The sequence below is a fragment of the Pseudomonas sp. A125 genome, from assembly GCF_055409485.1.
Genome location: NZ_JBUZVP010000037.1, coordinates 1 through 17,010, shown reverse-complemented (window position 1 = coordinate 17,010; position 17,010 = coordinate 1). Strand labels below are relative to the sequence as shown.

The following is a 17,010-nucleotide window of genomic DNA, read 5'->3' as shown; positions in this document are numbered from 1 at the left end:
AAAAAATATTCCAACTCGCTTGGATTGATGCTTGGGGTTTGTTCGTCCCTGACGACAGCGCCAGCTACCTGAGTCACGCAAGTGACGTCAGCGACTTTTTTCGCTCATGCACCCAACAAGCTGCTGGTTGGGAATGGCTGAGATCAATTGGCACTCACCAGTAAGGTAACCCCATGGCTAACGAAACTACCCAAGTCCGCAACACCGCGCCTCAACTTCCAGAGCGCACCCTACGCATTGACGGCGAGCGTACCGCGGCGATGTACACCCTGGCGATCCGTGTTGCACGGCTCGACTCGCGTTTTCGTGAGCTTGCAGGCAACCCCTCCGTGGAAGGTCGCAAGCAATATCGTTCGGGCAACGAAGGCTTTGCTCGGGCGCTCGGTGAGTTCGAAGACGCTCTCATGCAGATCGAGAAGGACGTGGATATGAATTCACGCCGCAGCGGTCGCCAGAGTAAAGGGCAGCCACAACGACGCGAGCCTCAGGCGCGCCCACAGACTGCTCCACAAAAGAATTCAGCTGCGCCGGCGGCCACTACTACGCCCACAGCCGAATCTAAGCCTGCGCAAGGTCCCAAGCCTGAGGCTAATGGTTCGACTGCCCCTGCCGGCGAAGCACCCAAAACCCAGGCCAAACAACCGCAGAAGCCAACTCAAAAACCTGCTCAGCAGAATGGTCAGCCACCTAAAGGCCAGCAAGCAAAACCGCAGGCCAAAAACCCGCAGCAGCAGGCTAAGCAAAAGCCTGATGTAGCAACCGTCACCTTATAAGGGAGCTGGACAATGAGCAGCTGGAACAATATTAAAGACGCGAGCCGGATGCTTCCGGCCTGGTTCACCCCATTTGTTCTTGCGGGGGCAACAATTGGTTTGTACGTGATTGCCCGCTACATGACTGCGGAAAAGCCTGACGAACTGGTTGGTTTCGCAACAATGTCTGCCATTGTCCTGTCGCTTCTTGTCGGGTTTGTATTCATGGTAAGTGCCATCGCAAAAGCGAAAGCTGGCAATGTCGTGTCAGCGATCGGCGAAGGCTTTCAACGTGGCCTAACATTCGTATGGGTCACTTCGGCCGTTTGCCTCTGCGTTTACGTCTGTGCCACCCCGGCATACCGCTTGGTCACACAGAACATTTTCTATACCGTCACTACCATCGGAGTTGCTTGCCTTCTTGGTGTCGGTTACTGGGCATCAGGACTTCGGCCAAAGGCCCAGGCTCATCAAGATCAACTTGGTGGCGCAATGAGCAGCGCAGTCGCTCTACCACTTTCATTTGCCCCAACACCAGAGCAACGGCCGGCATTTCAGGTGACAATGGCAGACCAAACCCGGCTCATGATTCATCAAGCGGCTCGGATCATTGCCTACAAAGGCAGTAACTGCTTGATTGCAGACTCATTCAGCGCTCACCTTGACATCAACACTCGGACTGCAAAGATCTTCACAGATCTTAACCTCCTCTCTACTTCAGACATGGTTTTCTGGCGAATGCACATGCTGATGATCGGCAGTGCCGCAGAACAGCGCATCATGAATACGTCTTCTGACGCAGCGCTTGATGATCTTCAGAATTTCGACGAGCTTTGTCTGCGCTACCTGCAAATGACAAACAAGGGGAATTTCTTCAAACCAGTGTCGGACCACGAAGTAGTGATGAAGGCTAACCGTTTGAATCTGTTGCGGGGGAACGTATCGCAACGTTGCCACGCAGCAGTGGTACAGAACGAGCGCCTCATCCTTGAGCTGGTCAAACTGATGCGTGGCCGCCCTACCCTGATGTACATGGACCTCAAGCACATTCTTGATCGCGTTGAAATGCCTGCAGACTTCCCTTCTGCTGAGTTCGACTCGAACGAAGCAATGGAGCGCGTGCTGATGCAGCTTACCTTCGACGAGCCAGATGACATCCAGGGCATAACAGAGCACAGCGACATTTCAGAGGGTAATTTCTCTGAACCTGTGAAGGACAATGTCCATCACTTCGCCCCCCCGGCCGAGAAAACCTTTCGAGCCTGATCTCAGTAAATTAAAAGCCCCAGATGCTGGGGCTTTTTTATATCCGCAGATCGGAACTGGTTAGTCAGCAGCCTCTACACGGTTTCGACCGCCATGCTTTGCCTTGTACAACGCGTGGTCTGCAGCCTTCATTGAAACCGCTGCGGACCCATCCAGCAGAGCCACGCCGGCGCTGAAGGTGCAGGCAAACCATTTCCCACTTTCACCCTGATCCTGCAGGCCGGTTTCAAACTGAAGATTGCTGAAGAGTTCGCGAATTCTGTCGATTACATTCCTGGCATCTGACATCGGTGCGCCAACCATCAGCACGGCGAACTCCTCGCCCCCCATCCTGCCTATGAAATCGGTGGAGCGAAGGTTGTCTGATAGCACCTCAGCAAGCCCAACAAGCACCTTGTCACCTACAGGATGACCAAACGTATCGTTTACCTGCTTGAAGTGATCAATGTCGATCATCACCATGGTGTTGGGCACGCTGCCTGAAGCACTGACACGTGATGCTGATGCCATCAACTGCCCGTGGTTCAGAAGCCCTGTGAGAGGGTCGCGCCGCATTCGCGAGTCAAACGCCTTAGACCTCGATATGAGCGCCTTGAGGGCTTTGATGAAGGCTCCCCGCTTCAATGGTTTCTGGACAAAAGCGTCTGCCCCCTTCGAAAGCGCGATCAGCTGGGTTTCTGTGTTCCGCTCACTGCTCAGAAAAATGATAGGCATCACTGCATCGCTATCTTGGCGAATAACACTGGCAACTTGGGCGCCATTGGCTCCCGGCATATGGAAGTCAGTTACGACCACGTCAGGCCTGAAGTCCTCAATAGCCTTCAAAACCCCAGCTGGAGAAAGGATATGGAGTACCTCAATCCCTTCCTCACGCATGAATTTAATTGCCGGGTATGCATCCGTTTTGGAGTCATCGAGCAGCAAAACCTTGTACCCATTGATCTGCGAGTCTCTGGCTCTGCTACGGATCAGCGATCGAAGCGTTTTGACGTCGGCCTCAACCCCTAGTAACCGCACTACACCAAAGGTCGCGGCAACCAAGCGCTGCTCGAATGTCATTGGTGTATCTTCTGCAATGACCACCAGCAAATCACTGTCATGATGAGCAGCCAGAGCTTCGAGCGCACGACATGCTTCTGGGTGGTCCACAACAGCGCTACCCACGAGCACCAAACCTGAGGTCGGCATTCGTTCCCTCAGGTCGGCTACAAGATCCGAGCTGGAATCCAGACTGAGTGACAGGATCTTAAGCCCCATAGAGCTTAAGCCTGAGGCAAAGAATGCTCCACGGTTTCCGAACCCGGGGATGTAGATGGCTGATGGTCCTTGATCACTGGCTCGTGCGTCGCTTTCCCGCCGGCTTGCCGCCTGTAGCGTGTCCATCTGCAGATCAATTCCTTCTAATAATCTTGCTGTCAGTGATTGGTTGCTGCTGATGAGGGATGAAAGCGAACCGAGCTCCGTCGCGAATTCCCCGGATAGGGAACTGATGGTGCTTGATCGAACCTTGGCAACTACGGCTTTGAAGGCTTCAAGGGTGTACTCGCTTGGCCTTGGCAAGACCTGTGAGCGCCAAGCTGACTGCAGGACCCGGTTGATGGTTTCGTGATTCATAAGCAGAGGCCTCCACTAGTAATAGTGGCCATCTAGTGCCCCATATTTGCAGGTTCCAACTAAAATATTTGCCTTCCGGCCTGAGGCAGCGAGCCATTCAGACCTGCGCCCGTGGACGAATGTCGGGAAGGCTAAAACCTGAAGGTTCGCAATGTGGTGGTGGTGGCACAGTCCGGCACTAGCGAGGATGGGTCACCGACAGATGGAGTAACCATGGACACGACATTAATAGCCGCGCTCACCAACCGTGGCGCTATGCCATTTGCGAGAAAAGTCGCCCGCGATATGCGACAGGGTGCAAGCTTAGACGACGCCATTGCGTCCCGAAGCGTCCCAGCAGGGGTATTGGTGGATGTCCGATTGATCATGTTTGCCGTCCAGGCTGGATGGTTTGAGGTTCCCGCGGGCCCAGACCTGACTTTCAGCAAGGCCCAACACAGCAGGCTCACAGCCCTCAGCAGCAGAGCCCCGTGGCTTGGTGAGCTAGTCGATGAGGCGGCAGCATTCGAGGCAATGCGTGCAGACCGAGCTCATGGTCGGGCGCGCGCATTCGGTGCCAAGGCATTACCGAACTTCCATTCATCCGCCACAGCGGCGATGACCCGCCTCTCGAGACTCCCACGAGATCATGTAGCAGGTGAAATCACACTCGAGCTCTGGGTCCAAATCCTTTTAGATACCCAGTCCGTGGCTAAATACATCAGGGCACAGATGGATTGCTTCCGTCCAGCCTGGATGTGGGAGTCGGCTTATTCCCTAACAGAGCAAATCGAACGGCTTCGTGAGCACGACTGCATGCATCTCTTGCTCGACTACGTGTCTGCAACGAGGAATCGGTACATCGACAGCTTTGAGCGCAAGCTGCTTGAGGACGTTCAGTATCGTGGTATGAACCCTTCGGAGTACGAGCAGTGCTGGGCGGCTGAGGAGATGCGAAGGGTCAATGAGCAGCAAGCCCACTGGAAGGAGGTGTTTGGTCTCGTTAGGCGTCTCGCAGCTGTCCTTGATGGTGTGAAGACCTACCACCAGGGCACGCTAACAAAAAGGCTCAGGAAGGAATCGAATGGCGCATTCCGGCTCCAACGTTCAGATCTGGATAGAGAGGCCCTCGTCGTAGAGGTCAAGCTCAACTACTGTGTCGGGCAAAGCGCAAACCTTCAGACCGGCTTTGAATTAGTGAATTACTGCCTAGCGCTGGCGGACGAGATAGAGGTGGAACCCCCGACCTTCTCTGGCTACCTGTCTGCATGCGATAGGGCCAAGGCCCGCGTGGCAAACCTGGTAACGCCACCACTCGACACAGCGTGCTCCACCCGTCGGCCACCAGACGACTTTGACGAAGCTGCTGCCTAACTACCCGAGCCGCTCTAAGAAGCGGCTTTATCATGTCAAGGCTCGCATTCATTCCCTCAGTCTGGGTAGGTGTCTTGCCTTGAGTTTGGACGGGGTGCAGATCCTGAGCTCGGGTCTAGCCTGCCTTTGAGGCTCCCCATCCACACTGAGACACTAGGGTTTCTTGAGGATGATGAATTTCCAGTCACCAGGTGCTTCTGGCACTGGGATACAGGGTTGACCATGGAAATCATCAACCTCTCAAGGTCAATTCAGATGTCTCTACACGACACCATCCACACCACCCTCCGCTCAACCGGCTACGTCACCAATGGCCAGGCCAGCGACCTCGCAGAATCGGTTGAGAACCTCATCTACTTGCGCGAGGCTCAACTCAACAGGCAGATCGAAGCCTTGAAGGCTCAGCTTGATAGCCTGCACGCCCTGATTTCAACTGCACAGGAAGGCACGGACAAGATGAACGCCGAGGCGTACAACGCCCGAGCGGTAGCGATATTCAAAGCCATCTCAGCGCCCGGCCTGCTTCTGCCCGTAGACGTGGAATCCTTGGCAGCTGCGGGGCCTAAGACAGGTCGTGTGGTTATCGACTGTACCGGCCCAATCACCATCAGCGATGCCTACTCCGATCACCCCTTGGATATCGTAGTGATCGTTCGGCCCCTCAGCCAGGAAAGCGATGCTAAGAAGCATGATTACCTCGAGCGCTACTGCCACGGCGTGGGCAAAGAGGATGCTATTGCGGATGCGTTTGAGGAGGCAGAGTCCGCCATCTAGGTTGTAGAGAATTTCCCATCAGGGGTGGTTCTGGCACACCAGCATCGCCCCCAACATGGTTCCCATCAACTGATCGCCAACTAGGTTACGAACATGCCCGAAGCCAATTCCCCTCAAGCCATCAAGTTCACCAGCTTTTCCGTAGCCCCATGCATTCGGGTTAACTACGACAATGATGTGGTCTACCGCACCATCCACCCGCAGCAGGAGCCGTCCGCGCTTGCATCTGTGGCCTCGCTCAACTGCTTTGATGACCACGAGATGGGGCTGACCCTCGTGAGCGTTGAGGCTGATGGTGTGGATGGGCTAGTGGTCGCCCCGGAGGGCTCTGAGATCTACGACATCGCTCATGGAGCAGACCGCACCGAGATCAGCTTGTGCAGCGGGGAGTACGGGGGTCTGTACTGGCGCATCCTGGCATTTGTAAATGGCAGCACCAATCCCGAGGACGCATACCAGATGATGGTAGGTGACTGCGAGTCGACGGTGCGCTCGGCCTGTGCTGGCCTTCAAGGACTGGTATCCCTCCCCCAGGCTATCCGCATGCACAACGACAAGCTGGACGCTGATGAAAAATGCCCTGATGGTGATGACTACAACGATCTTCTGAAACTCGCCGGCGTTTAATGCCGCTACTTCCCCCCGGCCCGGCACACACCGGGCCTTTTTGTTGGTCAGCGCTATCCCAGTGATAATGTGCCTAACGCTTACCAAACTGAGGCTTCTTACGTGCCCGATATCGACCCTGATGTTGCTTCGCTGAATGCGCGCCTACGTCTCTCCACCCTCGCCCCTCACCGGCTGACGCTCGCCCAGTTTCTTGAGCACGGAGACGCTTTGCCTGTTGTGGGCAATCCCCGCAGCTGGGAGGTCAGTCACGGTCGTTTTCTGACCTGGGCAGAGGCAGACAGTGCTGAAGCCGCGCTGAGGCAGATACACCGGCGTGAAGTGGAAAGCTCGCTGAACTGGAACAGCGCAGGAAGCAGTGAGAGAGGCTATCTACCGTCGATGCCAACACAAGACGTACTGGACGACTACCCGGATCTGAAGGTGACCTTCGCAGAAATCCTGACTGGGGCGGTGAATCTGCCCGAGGGCCGATAACCGTCACTGGCAAAGTTTGACTCACCCGCTTCTGGCACACCCTTTAGGGGATGACACTGGCTCTATCAACACAGAGCCGGGAGGCCATACCATGCAGAACGTCGAAACCAACACTCATGCTAATACCCAAGCAGCGGCCATCGCCCCTCACCTGCTTACTCAAGCTCAGTTCATCGCCACCGCCCAGGCAGTACCCCTGATCAATCATGGACGCAAGTGGGATGTGCGCATGGGGAACTACAACTCCTTCTCGGATGCTGACACAGCTCAGGCTGCGCTGATCGATGCCCACCACGGCGCCGTTAACAACGCCCTGTTCCTTAACGAGGCGGACGCACCAGAGATCCCAAACAAGCCGTCGGTACCCTCGGCCGAGGTTCTGGCCAGCTATCCGGACCTCATCGAGCAATACGCTGACGTGATTGCGTATTCTCAAGGCGAACGGAGCATCGCGCTGCCGGCGGTGAACAAAGCTGAATTCGATGCCGTACTGGCTGCCCTACGGCTGCTTGGTGCATCCATGATGGGTGGCCTTGTTCGCCCAGGTGATGGCGACATCGGAGAAATCCTCACGGACAGCGGCCCCCACGAAGGCCTTACTGCCGAGGGTGTTGATGCACTCTGCGAACGTATCCAGTTTGAGTCCTAACTGAGGGTATTTACCCTCCTTCAGTACTAACCCTTTTTGCCCAGCCCTGCTGGGCATTTACACGGGTGACTGCATAATCAAGTTCTCTAGGGAGGGGTGGTTCCCCATCAGAGGATCCGGCTGATTTTCAAAGTGAGAGGTTCTGGCACGCCCAAACAGCCCTGACAATTACTCCCATCAAAAACGAACCCGCCCTCTACTGGAGCCACCCATGCCAACCCCCCACGAAAACCAGCAGGCCCTGACTGGCACAGGCTTCGCCCTTTCAGACTTCAAATCGATTGCTGGTGCTGATGGGTCTCTCAAATGCGCGGGACTGGATGGGTTTAAGGTCGTTGAGACTGGCGGGGGCTGCTTGGCTATGCGTCGCGACGCAGGCGAGTTCTACATGCTTCTTACGTCGGAGTGTGGCTCAGATGTGCCCGATGAACAGGACTGGGAGGAAAATCTGATCGGCATTTACCGTGAGGACGATGATTCCGAGGTCATGTGCATGTCAGCCCGCGATTTACTGGGCTTGATCAACAAAGATACAAAGCCCATCGACATCGAATCTCTGGATTCATAAGCCCGATTGACGGCCTGTAGGCTGAGTACACGCCGCCTGCCCCATTCGCTATCTCGCTGGTTCTGGCACGCAGGAGCTCGAGGCATCCTGGTACCAACTTCAAAGGGAGCTCCCCATGCAACTCACCGTCAAATACACCTACGTCGAAAACATCATCCCGGCACGCTGTCGCAATCCCCGCCGCGCTCGGTTCGACGATGGACTTGAGGTTGTAAACCTCCGCGAGATCCTGCGCGAGGCCGCGCCGGTTGCAATCATCAGCGCCAGCAATAGCAGCGAGCCCCCAATCGAGTACCGCTGGTTTGACGGTCAACTCTGGACCTCCTGCAGCGTGTACGGTTGTTCGCGCCAGGCGCGCACATCGGGCGGTACTGACTACGACTACGCTGCTCCGGGGACAGAACTCTCGCTAGTGACCGACAGCGTCAGCATGAGCCGCCACGATTTAGGCATCTTCGTTTCTGTCAGTGAGGGGAAGGTGGCCATCGCTGAATACCTTCACGGCTGGGCTAAAACCCTCATCCTCATCGATGGTCAGGTCTACCGCCCCGCAGGAGAGCCGCGCTACGTGGTGATGACCTTTGGCCTAAGCAACAACCACGGCGGTACCGCAGTGCTGTGTACTGACATCTCGAACACCAACATCAAAGCGCAATCCTATTTCTCAGTCCTGCAATTCGAACAGGCAAAGGACTATGCACTCCGAATCGCAACAGCGCGCGGAGACACCACCAAATTCAGTGCAGATCCAGGTTATACGTTTGAGGTGCTGATCCCTGAGGCGGTTCGGATCAGAAATGACTACAAACAAGAGGCGGCGGCGTGATCGAGGGTGCGGGTACGCTCAAACGCGTAGAAAAGCCTATTACCGATCACGTCTACATCAATCATCCGGCTGGGCTTGCTTGCCCGTGGTGTGCATCATCTAACGTGACCTTGTCCGGTACCGACTTCACATTCGGCGGGGACTTCATCGGTCAACAGACTTCGTGCGATGACTGCGCTGAGAAATGGGAGACCATCTACACACTGTCTGGCTACGGTTCCTAAACACGAGCCTTGCCGACTATCCACCGGTGGGAACCGATAGGGTGGGGATCTCGAATCCCCATCTCTGGCATGGGACCTGTGTCTGGCTTCGACGCAAGATGGGAAACCCCCCATTCACGTTCACTATGAAAATCAGAGCCCTGACCATGGAACCGGCCCGCTGTAACGGCTAGGCATATCGGCCTCAACTAGCTCCTCCGGCGAGCCGGGGATTTTCATAGACCCGGTTTGGCTAGCCCCCTGCAAAATCGGCGTTAAACTTTGCCTATCCACTTAGACTTGGATCCAAGATGGCAAACGACAATGACGCAAGGAACGCGGTTTCCATTTGGACGCCAGCAGCCATAGCCCTGCTTGGCAAACTAACCGACAAGGAAGTGGCGGCCCAACTTCGGATCACAAAATCGGCAGTATTTCAGGCGCGCAAAGCCCGAGGCATCAAGACGAGGTCGGGTAATAAAGTGTGGACGGAAGAGCACTTAGCCTTACTGGGTAAGATGTGCGACCAATCACTCGCCTACAAACTCGGCATCCCCAAATCCACAGTTACCTCAAGAAGAACTCGAAGCTCGATCCCACCCCTCAATGCGCCTACCGAAGCTTTCGAGCTCCCTGCAGAATATCTGACGCGACTTGGAAAGGTCTCTGACGCAAAGATCGCTAAGGCTGTGGGTGTATCAGCCCCGACTATCAGTGCATACAGGCGAAGGCTCGGGATCGGCGCAACCGTTGAGTTTGGTCACCCCAGTGAGGAGCTCAATGATCTGCTGGGTAAGGACACAGATTCTAATCTGGCCAGGCGCTTTGGGGTCACTACCGCCTGCGTTTGGCTCAGACGCAAAAAGGCAGGCATCCCACCTTACACAGAAAGCATTAACGCTACGCGCCCAGGGAAAGACCAAAACGTACCTCACCTCACAGAGCACCGCCGGTAAAACATTGGGTTCTGGCACTCCAGCTATGACAGCAGACTGGACTCATTGTAGAAGCCCTTGAGGGCACCCCCAACGATCCAGCGAGGCCATGCATGAGTCAAGACACCCTGCCCCAGCGACCAGGCGAAACAGCACTTGTGCTGTGGGAACGCCTGACCGGTAAGCCAGTTGAGAGCCTCAGTTTTGGTTCGGACTTAGATGGCTTTAGCCTCTACTACGCCAACAAAGAAATCAACGCGGCGATCAAGACAGGGGACGAAGCCATCGTCACCCTGCTCATACGCTCACAGATGCCCCTCTATGCCAGAGCGGCGACGTTTCCCCTCAGTGAGTACCGGAGTGGCTCAGAACGCATATCAACCATGCTGGAGGCTATGAGCGAACTGGATTCACTGTTCGCAGATTCAGCCATCGGCAGACTACATGATGAGTACCTTGACTATGCTCAAGGCTCACTGGCCTTCTACCGAAATCTGGACAGATCCGCACTCTCCGCTGAGACACTGGAGTTCGTGGCCACACAGGCGGGTGGTGTTGGCCTCGACGCTCTTCACAGCATCGACCGGCTGACCCGCCTAATGATCAAGGACGGTGTTCCGGCCCCAGCAGGGGAAGCGAAGCTTGGACGAAACATCTACGACATCGGACGTATCGAAGACCTGCTGGTTCATGCCCACCAAATACCCACGGGGTTCTCCCTGTGTGTCATCCGAGGCAAAAGCATCGCTAGTAGTTACTTCGTCATGGTGGTGCGCACCGGCTCACGCATCCTGGCGCTGACCGACAAAGGCAAGTTCGAGCACCCTCTCCAAGAAGAACGCATGCAGGCACGCAACGATCGGTTCAACGCCCAGCGTATCGATGGCAGTCACTTTCCCTATTCCCTGCTCAAGATTCAGTGGATGGACCGGGGCCGGACAGCCCTGGAGAGTGAGCCGCGCGCAACCAACCTACCCGCCGCGGCCGGACTGCCGGTCCTGGCGGACATCAGCGAGCTGGATGACCGCGAGTTGCTCTGGCTTCAGCTGTTTATCGACCAATGCCGCGCACGCTACTTCGACCAAGGCATGTCCGAGCCATTGCTCGCAACAGGTTCAATGTTGAGCCTCGGGCACAAACTTGCAGAGAGTGGTGATCAGCTCCCAGCGCTTGCTGGCCGAAAGCTGGATCTGGTTACACGCGCCAGCAAGGATCTGACGGCCGCATGGTTCTATCAAACTGAGCCACAGTGGGAAACGTGCGCCAATCCGAACCTCTGGATGGAAGATCGATTCGCCGCCGCAGTGCCCGCGGAATGCCTGTACATCCCTGAGACAGTGATACAGGCCGGCCAGCTGCAGATTGGCATGGATGGGCAAGGCGAACTGACCATGAACCACGGCGAGCCGGGCAAGGGGCTGTTCGTGGCTGAATTGAAGTCGATTGCGATGAACACTCTGGACACCCCGGAGCGCATCATCGCTGACGCCCACTACACGGCACGTCACAACCAGGTCGAAATTATCCGGGGCCTTGCAGCTGCAGACTACGCTCACCGGCAGACTCAAGTGCAGGAATGGTTCTACAAGGCCGTGGCCAAGAATCTGCCCGCGATCCTGGATGACCTACTGCTAGCCAACCATGCGCGATCCTGGATGACCTACTGCTAGCCAACCATGCACGATTCCGTCTGCCTCGTACGGAGAGTGGCCGCCCAATGATGGGCGTGAACGGCACCAACATGCGACACATTGGGTATATCTACGAGCCACCCAGCAAGCAGCACGCCCCCGACCGCCGCGACAAGGTGCGCCTGGAGCACTTCATTGGTGTCACTAACAGAGCGGCATTTCAGTGGGATTGCTACCTTCAGCCTGGGGAGCACGTGCAGGCCAATCTGTTCATCACCGTGAGTACCGACACCATCCACGACATCAAGGTCCTTACCGGCCTTTCTCTTGCAGACATCCCGGCTGAACTTCATTCCCGAGGATTGGATATCTACACGGGGAACCACATCCTCACCCGACTGGATCCTCTAAGTAGGATTCGGAACCCATGGGCAGGTCTGACACTGAGGTTCCGCTTGCCCGTCAGCTTTAAGGCATTCAAGGCCTACCGCGCGGCGCACGGGCTTACCACGCCCACTCCCGGGGCACTTGTACAATGGGGATTGGAGGGCGGCCTAGCTGCGCACACCGAAGGACTGTCGTGCTGAGTGGTCCTGCGCAGCAGCTTCACAATCAAGCGGAAAGGAGAGGCACCCCTAACCGTTTCCGCTTCAAATAAACGGTGCTTACGCTACACCCGAGGCGCTCAGCTAGAAGCCGATCGGAACAAGTGCCGAGCTGATTGATAGCGTCCTCAGTCCAGTCAAAGAACTTTTGATGCCTTAAAAGCGGTATTTTCTTCTGCTCACGCATCCGAGCTACCGCATTTTTAGTCAACCCAAATCGGACAGCGATTACTGAGTCAGACTCCTTCCCTAGTAGAGCAATTCGTTCCGGTGTCCAGAAAACGCCGGCGCTATACCTCCAGGCAGGAATGCCAAGAGCAATTCGTTTGCACCTGACAGTGTCACGCGATACACCAAGCTGTTCAGCTAAAGATTTATCGGAAGCCTCACCCAACAGTGCGATTGCCTCTGACGTCCATTCAAATCTTTTATCAGGCACTCGACCCCCGTGTGAGCTATTTAGTGGCGAATATGGGCAGCTGTGATGATAACGAAGAATCCCTTCTCGCCAACCTCACCTTTCTTTAATCCCTGAAACCCATCTTTGTCCCAGATGAGGCCTGGCAGCTCTGTCACTATCAGGGAACCGTCAGCCTGGGGACAGGCGAGGTTTGCAACCCCCTCCTGGGCTTCTAACCGCCCACTTGTTCCTCTGGAGACCCGAATATTAAGCGCACAACTACTCTCCTGTAGCTGATCCGCGACGTGGCTCGCAAGCTTAGTCATCGGGCCTTTCTCATCGCCCAAGGAACCCCAGTTCTTCACGTAGCCGTAGAGGAGATCTCCGGGAGTGCTGACGATGAAAGGGATAGGAGTGAGTGCCGGAATCTCGATCTCATTTGTTGACGCAAATGCCGGCGCTGCGAGAACCAGCAGTGCCATTCCCAAAAGTGCTTTCTTCATTTGTGAACCCTGAAACATAGGATGTGGGAGGGTGTAACTCAGTGCGCCAGTTTAACTCCCGGGCCAGCCTCATCAAGGCAAACCCTACCCTTGAAATTCTCTTTGAGGGATCGATGAATGATGTGGCTGGAGTGAAGCGGACTTTGTGTGCAGGCGGATGTGCAAATGACTCACCCTCACCGTTTATGAACTCAGTTGCCCCCCGCGCACGGAGTACCTATGGCGGCTGATGGGATGGCGTGAAAGCCGGTTCGGTAAATGGCAGCCCGCATTTGGGTTGCAAGGCATACCGCCCGACTGCAACATCCCAAAATTACTTTTTAACTGGATTGGTCAAATGAGTGTGCAGGGCAATGCAAATCCACCTCAAAGCAAGAAGGCATTGCGTCAGGTTCTCAATGCCGTCGGTTATGCCCGCGCCAGCTGGGCTGCCTACGTAGGGACTAGTTTGGTGGGTTGCGTAGGTTACGCGGTGCTGGAGCCTGTCACTAATCATATGCCGCTGATTACGTTAGCCATTACGTACATTGCTGTTCTGGGAGCATTTACGTTGGCTGATCACCTTTACTTGCAACCCTGGCACGGCTCACGAATTCTGAGATCTATCGCGGTTAAGCATGGCCCGAAAACGAGCGCCCACGTGTACGGAATGTTTGTGGACGAAGAGCCAAATAGACCCCGCATCAATATCCCCGAAATTGCTAGGCAGTACGGCGAGCGTCCATAGGCCATCGTAGCCTGGGATGGTGAAGTGAGTGGAGCCTGCTAAACGCGCGCTTGCGCCTTGAAAGGACTGATTGGACATGGAATGCACCTGCTGCAGCCACAAGACATCGATCGTCAAATACTTCCCCGATACTGGAATCGTGGCCTGCAGGGTCTGTCAGGATCTTGGCATCGACACCCCCAAACCCACCCTCCGCGGGCTGGGATTCTTGCTGCGGTCAAAATGCGAGACCTGGCCAGAGGGGCGCCTCAAGTCGAAAGCTGCTGCACTGATCGAGCACGACCGTGCCCTGCGAAACGGTTAAAAGCCATAGTTAAGGCTTCATCAGCAAAGCACCTATGACCATCTTGCGAGCAGTGCACTGTTCAGAACGGGCACATCCCGCACCACGGAGTTAAACCCACCAATGCGCCCCCCTTCACAAGACTTCATCGTATGGATGAACGCTGAGTTTTACTCGCTTTATCGCGTCGACCAGAATCAAGCCATTTCAGCGGCTAAAAATATGGTTAACCAGGTGCGGCCTGAAGATCAAGCGCAATTGAGATCGACCCTTGAAGCAATGGCTCGAAAGAACAAAGGTTTTGCCAACATTTTCAACAGGCGTGAGGCATATTTCGTTATAGGGCTGGTGTTGGCTGCAATTGGCACCTACGTCGCTGGAGGGTGGGCGGCCTGCTGCGCCGTTGTGGTCGCCACCGTGACACCTGTTGCAATGTCGTGTATCCACAGCTCCCGTAAAGCAACTGCGACAATTCAACTGATCGCAGCGCTAAAGCTTTGATCGAGCGCGGCCTATCCGCCATACCGAGGCTTGACCAGAGTCTTATCCGGAGCTTGGTGATGTTGGACGCCGACTCTGAATATCTCGAAATATCCGCTACACTATAGATTATAGTCTTTCGGATATTTGAGGATATAGCATGAGCATCAGTCAGAAACGCCCTATCTTCCAACGCCCTGCGCTTGCAGAATCTCTGGCGCGAGATGTCGCCGGTGAGTCGTTTGTCGATTATAGCTCAGGCCTGTTCCTGGCCGCGCCTCGGCGCACTGGCAAGAGCACTTTCCTCAGAAACGATTTCATCCCCGAATGTGAAAAGCGTGGCTGGCTGGCAGTGTATGTCGACCTTTGGGCCAACCGCGAAACTGACCCGGCCGAACTGATAGCTGGAGTGATCGGGTCTGCCTTGGGGGAATTCGACAGCCCTGTTAGTAAGGCTGCCAAGAAGATCGGCATCGAGAAAGTCAACCTGTTACGGACCCTCAGCTGGGATTTCACAAAGCCTCACCTGCCTGCCGGCACTACCCTTGCGAAGGCGCTGGACGTACTTCACAAGGTCTCTGGCCAATTGATCGTACTCATTATTGATGAAGCTCAGCATGCCCTAAACAGCGAGAGTGGATTGAACACCATGTTCGCCCTCAAGGCAGCACGTGATCACCTCAACAGCGGCGTGGGGGACGACGGGCTGCGCCTAGTCTTCACCGGCTCGAGTAGAGACAAGTTGGCCAACCTGGTGCTCAAGAGCAAGCAGCCCTTCTACGGTGCCAACATCACTCCATTCCCATTGCTGGGAAAAGACTTTGTCGCGTTCGCAACGGAAATCTGGAATGCCCGCCTCGCATCCAGCAATCAGTTTAGCGTTGAGGATTTAGCTGACGCATTCGACCTTGTTGGACACCGGCCTGAGATGTTGAATCAGCTCCTCACTGAGGTAAGCGTCGGTCTAGGTGAGGCCAGCAACCTTGGCGAGCTACTGCGCACAGGCGCGCTGAACCACCAAGCAGGAGTGTGGAGTGACTACGAGAGCGCCTTTAACGGGCTTTCCCCTATCCAACAAGCGGTTCTTGAGGTCATGGCTGAGCGTGCTATCAGCAAGCAGCCATTCGTGCCCTTTTCAGATCAAACATTTCAGGCCGTGAACCGTAAACTCGAATTCGCACAAGTCGACGCCAACGCCTCAACCCCGAACGTTCAGAAGGCCTTAGACGTGCTGCGGGACAAAGAGCTGGTCTGGAAGGCAAACCGCGGAGAATACGCCCTTGAGGATATCTCTATGGCTACCTGGCTTACCCGCAGTTCAATTCAGTCGTAGATGGCTGCAGGGTGACTCAGCATCGGATAGTGCGCTTAACGGCCTGCTGAAGGCCAGCTAGTGGATTGTCCTAGCCTCACTACAACCTGCTAAATTTAGGGGCTCGGACATTCAAAAAGAATGGCAATCCCCGCAGGGACTATGACTTCGATGCTCACTCATCACTTCACTATTGTTCAACTCAAGTCCCTGTACGTAAATGACGCGTGCAAGGCATTCTGGTTTTATGAAGGGCTGCACCCGTCGGATGGAATCAGGATGGGCTTGATTCCAGTTCTTGCGCTGACGTTGAATGTCGAGGGCTTGGGGCTATACCACCAAAGATATTACCGTCACGATGAGGAGATATCCCTCGCGAATTTCTTTCATGACGCCTGGATGCACAGCCGTGTGATCAATGGTATTCCAGAACGTTTATGCGTTGATAAGGATCTTATCGAATGTGCGCCGGTACTTCAGGCCCTTCGGCAAGTAGATGCTACCGGTCAGATCAAGCAAGTCGTTACCAATGCGGGTAAAACTTTCGGTCCAAGCAAGGCCCAAGCTCAGAAGCGAGCTGAAAATGCTCTTTGGTGGCACGATCTAAGTCAGAAGCCTCAGCCTGAATCAGTAGATTCACTTCTTAGAGTTATGAGTAAGAATCATGAAGACTATGAAGACTTTTGCCTAGAGGTTCACCCTTACATATCATCGAGCAAGTGGGAGGATTTCCTTCAATTCAAAGAGAAGACTCCTGTGCGTCCAATCATGCCTGTACATCCAGCCCCGTGTCGGTTGGACTTTGGCTGGGTATCGAAAAGTGCTCAGAAGGTGCCGCGTCTTTCCGAAAGACGTCAGTACAATTTAAATTTTTCTGAAAGAGACTGGATTCACTGGCTTTCGCTTCGCCACCAAGACGAGCAAGATGAATCGCCCCGGGTTTCCTAGACACTCTCCAGGCTCGCTGCGTAACGCTTTTCAAACTCTACCGGTGACAGCTGATTGTTGAAACTGTGGCGTCGTTT

Annotated in this window: 17 protein-coding genes; 15 read left to right on the top strand and 2 right to left on the bottom strand. The window is 55.1% G+C overall.

Features of this window, described 5'->3' with window-relative positions; all coding sequences use genetic code 11:
* Nucleotides 1-173: 173 nt before the first annotated feature.
* Complete coding sequence (locus ACZRN6_RS32215) at nucleotides 174-773, top strand: hypothetical protein (protein ID WP_078466097.1); 600 nt, start codon at nucleotides 174-176, stop codon at nucleotides 771-773.
* 12 nt (nucleotides 774-785) lie between these two features.
* A complete protein-coding gene (locus tag ACZRN6_RS32210; RefSeq protein WP_078466096.1) occupies nucleotides 786-2,018 on the top strand; it encodes a hypothetical protein in 1,233 nt (410 codons plus the stop codon).
* Between the two features lie 60 nt (nucleotides 2,019-2,078).
* Here the strand turns inward: ACZRN6_RS32210 and ACZRN6_RS32205 are convergent, their stop codons facing one another.
* Entirely contained in the window at nucleotides 2,079-3,632 is a 1,554-nt protein-coding gene (locus ACZRN6_RS32205) for a GGDEF domain-containing response regulator (protein WP_078466095.1), read from the bottom strand.
* Between the two features lie 213 nt (nucleotides 3,633-3,845).
* Here ACZRN6_RS32205 and ACZRN6_RS32200 point away from each other — a divergent pair, with 213 nt between their 5' ends.
* The 9 genes from ACZRN6_RS32200 to ACZRN6_RS32160 all read left to right on the top strand — a co-directional run bounded on the left by ACZRN6_RS32200 (nucleotide 3,846) and on the right by ACZRN6_RS32160 (nucleotide 12,262).
* Nucleotides 3,846-4,985, top strand: a complete 1,140-nt coding sequence (locus ACZRN6_RS32200) for a hypothetical protein (protein WP_078466094.1) — start codon at nucleotides 3,846-3,848, stop codon at nucleotides 4,983-4,985.
* 222 nt (nucleotides 4,986-5,207) lie between these two features.
* A complete protein-coding gene (locus ACZRN6_RS32195; RefSeq protein WP_181087214.1) occupies nucleotides 5,208-5,759 on the top strand; it encodes a hypothetical protein in 552 nt (183 codons plus the stop codon).
* 93 nt (nucleotides 5,760-5,852) lie between these two features.
* On the top strand, nucleotides 5,853-6,386 hold the full coding sequence (locus ACZRN6_RS32190) for a hypothetical protein (RefSeq protein ID WP_284184520.1): 534 nt from the start codon (nucleotides 5,853-5,855) through the stop codon (nucleotides 6,384-6,386).
* A 102-nt stretch (nucleotides 6,387-6,488) separates the two neighbouring features.
* Nucleotides 6,489-6,863 (top strand): hypothetical protein, encoded by a 375-nt coding sequence (locus ACZRN6_RS32185; RefSeq protein WP_181087059.1) that lies wholly within the window; start codon nucleotides 6,489-6,491, stop codon nucleotides 6,861-6,863.
* A gap of 91 nt (nucleotides 6,864-6,954) precedes the next feature.
* Nucleotides 6,955-7,512, top strand: coding sequence for a hypothetical protein (locus tag ACZRN6_RS32180; RefSeq protein WP_284184521.1), 558 nt, complete (start codon nucleotides 6,955-6,957; stop codon nucleotides 7,510-7,512).
* 211 nt (nucleotides 7,513-7,723) lie between these two features.
* Nucleotides 7,724-8,080, top strand: coding sequence for a hypothetical protein (locus ACZRN6_RS32175; RefSeq protein WP_284184522.1), 357 nt, complete (start codon nucleotides 7,724-7,726; stop codon nucleotides 8,078-8,080).
* Nucleotides 8,081-8,195: 115 nt separating this feature from the next.
* Nucleotides 8,196-8,906 (top strand): hypothetical protein, encoded by a 711-nt coding sequence (locus ACZRN6_RS32170; RefSeq protein ID WP_284184523.1) that lies wholly within the window; start codon nucleotides 8,196-8,198, stop codon nucleotides 8,904-8,906.
* 1,251 nt (nucleotides 8,907-10,157) lie between these two features.
* Nucleotides 10,158-11,714: a hypothetical protein gene (locus tag ACZRN6_RS32165; RefSeq protein WP_284184524.1), complete on the top strand. Its 1,557-nt coding sequence runs from the start codon at nucleotides 10,158-10,160 to the stop codon at nucleotides 11,712-11,714.
* Nucleotides 11,715-11,761: 47 nt separating this feature from the next.
* Nucleotides 11,762-12,262 (top strand): hypothetical protein, encoded by a 501-nt coding sequence (locus tag ACZRN6_RS32160; RefSeq protein WP_181087053.1) that lies wholly within the window; start codon nucleotides 11,762-11,764, stop codon nucleotides 12,260-12,262.
* A gap of 477 nt (nucleotides 12,263-12,739) precedes the next feature.
* On the opposite strand, the gene ACZRN6_RS32155 is transcribed toward ACZRN6_RS32160, so the two are convergent.
* Nucleotides 12,740-13,183, bottom strand: coding sequence for a hypothetical protein (locus ACZRN6_RS32155; RefSeq protein WP_181087052.1), 444 nt, complete (start codon nucleotides 13,181-13,183; stop codon nucleotides 12,740-12,742).
* A 229-nt stretch (nucleotides 13,184-13,412) separates the two neighbouring features.
* Between ACZRN6_RS32155 and ACZRN6_RS32150 the strand changes: the two genes are divergently transcribed.
* From ACZRN6_RS32150 to ACZRN6_RS32135, 4 genes are all read left to right on the top strand, one after another.
* Complete coding sequence (locus ACZRN6_RS32150; protein ID WP_181087051.1) at nucleotides 13,413-13,910, top strand: hypothetical protein; 498 nt, start codon at nucleotides 13,413-13,415, stop codon at nucleotides 13,908-13,910.
* A 406-nt stretch (nucleotides 13,911-14,316) separates the two neighbouring features.
* A complete protein-coding gene (locus tag ACZRN6_RS32145; protein ID WP_284184525.1) occupies nucleotides 14,317-14,694 on the top strand; it encodes a hypothetical protein in 378 nt (125 codons plus the stop codon).
* A gap of 145 nt (nucleotides 14,695-14,839) precedes the next feature.
* The gene (locus tag ACZRN6_RS32140) at nucleotides 14,840-16,006 is read left to right on the top strand and encodes an ATP-binding protein (RefSeq protein WP_181087061.1); all 1,167 of its coding nucleotides are present in this window, start codon (nucleotides 14,840-14,842) and stop codon (nucleotides 16,004-16,006) included.
* A 150-nt stretch (nucleotides 16,007-16,156) separates the two neighbouring features.
* Entirely contained in the window at nucleotides 16,157-16,933 is a 777-nt protein-coding gene (locus ACZRN6_RS32135; RefSeq protein WP_284184526.1) for a hypothetical protein, read from the top strand.
* Nucleotides 16,934-17,010: the final 77 nt, after the last annotated feature.

Coding starts and splice junctions, on each gene's coding strand:
- ACZRN6_RS32135 (WP_284184526.1), top strand. CDS start 16,157: ATGCTCACTCATCACTTCACTATTGTTCAACTCAAGTCCCTGTACGTA.
- ACZRN6_RS32200 (WP_078466094.1), top strand. CDS start 3,846: ATGGACACGACATTAATAGCCGCGCTCACCAACCGTGGCGCTATGCCA.
- ACZRN6_RS32180 (WP_284184521.1), top strand. CDS start 6,955: ATGCAGAACGTCGAAACCAACACTCATGCTAATACCCAAGCAGCGGCC.
- ACZRN6_RS32145 (WP_284184525.1), top strand. CDS start 14,317: ATGCGCCCCCCTTCACAAGACTTCATCGTATGGATGAACGCTGAGTTT.
- ACZRN6_RS32175 (WP_284184522.1), top strand. CDS start 7,724: ATGCCAACCCCCCACGAAAACCAGCAGGCCCTGACTGGCACAGGCTTC.
- ACZRN6_RS32215 (WP_078466097.1), top strand. CDS start 174: ATGGCTAACGAAACTACCCAAGTCCGCAACACCGCGCCTCAACTTCCA.
- ACZRN6_RS32160 (WP_181087053.1), top strand. CDS start 11,762: ATGATGGGCGTGAACGGCACCAACATGCGACACATTGGGTATATCTAC.
- ACZRN6_RS32190 (WP_284184520.1), top strand. CDS start 5,853: ATGCCCGAAGCCAATTCCCCTCAAGCCATCAAGTTCACCAGCTTTTCC.
- ACZRN6_RS32195 (WP_181087214.1), top strand. CDS start 5,208: ATGGAAATCATCAACCTCTCAAGGTCAATTCAGATGTCTCTACACGAC.
- ACZRN6_RS32150 (WP_181087051.1), top strand. CDS start 13,413: ATGGGATGGCGTGAAAGCCGGTTCGGTAAATGGCAGCCCGCATTTGGG.
- ACZRN6_RS32170 (WP_284184523.1), top strand. CDS start 8,196: ATGCAACTCACCGTCAAATACACCTACGTCGAAAACATCATCCCGGCA.
- ACZRN6_RS32210 (WP_078466096.1), top strand. CDS start 786: ATGAGCAGCTGGAACAATATTAAAGACGCGAGCCGGATGCTTCCGGCC.
- ACZRN6_RS32155 (WP_181087052.1), bottom strand. CDS start 13,183: ATGAAGAAAGCACTTTTGGGAATGGCACTGCTGGTTCTCGCAGCGCCG.
- ACZRN6_RS32165 (WP_284184524.1), top strand. CDS start 10,158: ATGAGTCAAGACACCCTGCCCCAGCGACCAGGCGAAACAGCACTTGTG.
- ACZRN6_RS32205 (WP_078466095.1), bottom strand. CDS start 3,632: ATGAATCACGAAACCATCAACCGGGTCCTGCAGTCAGCTTGGCGCTCA.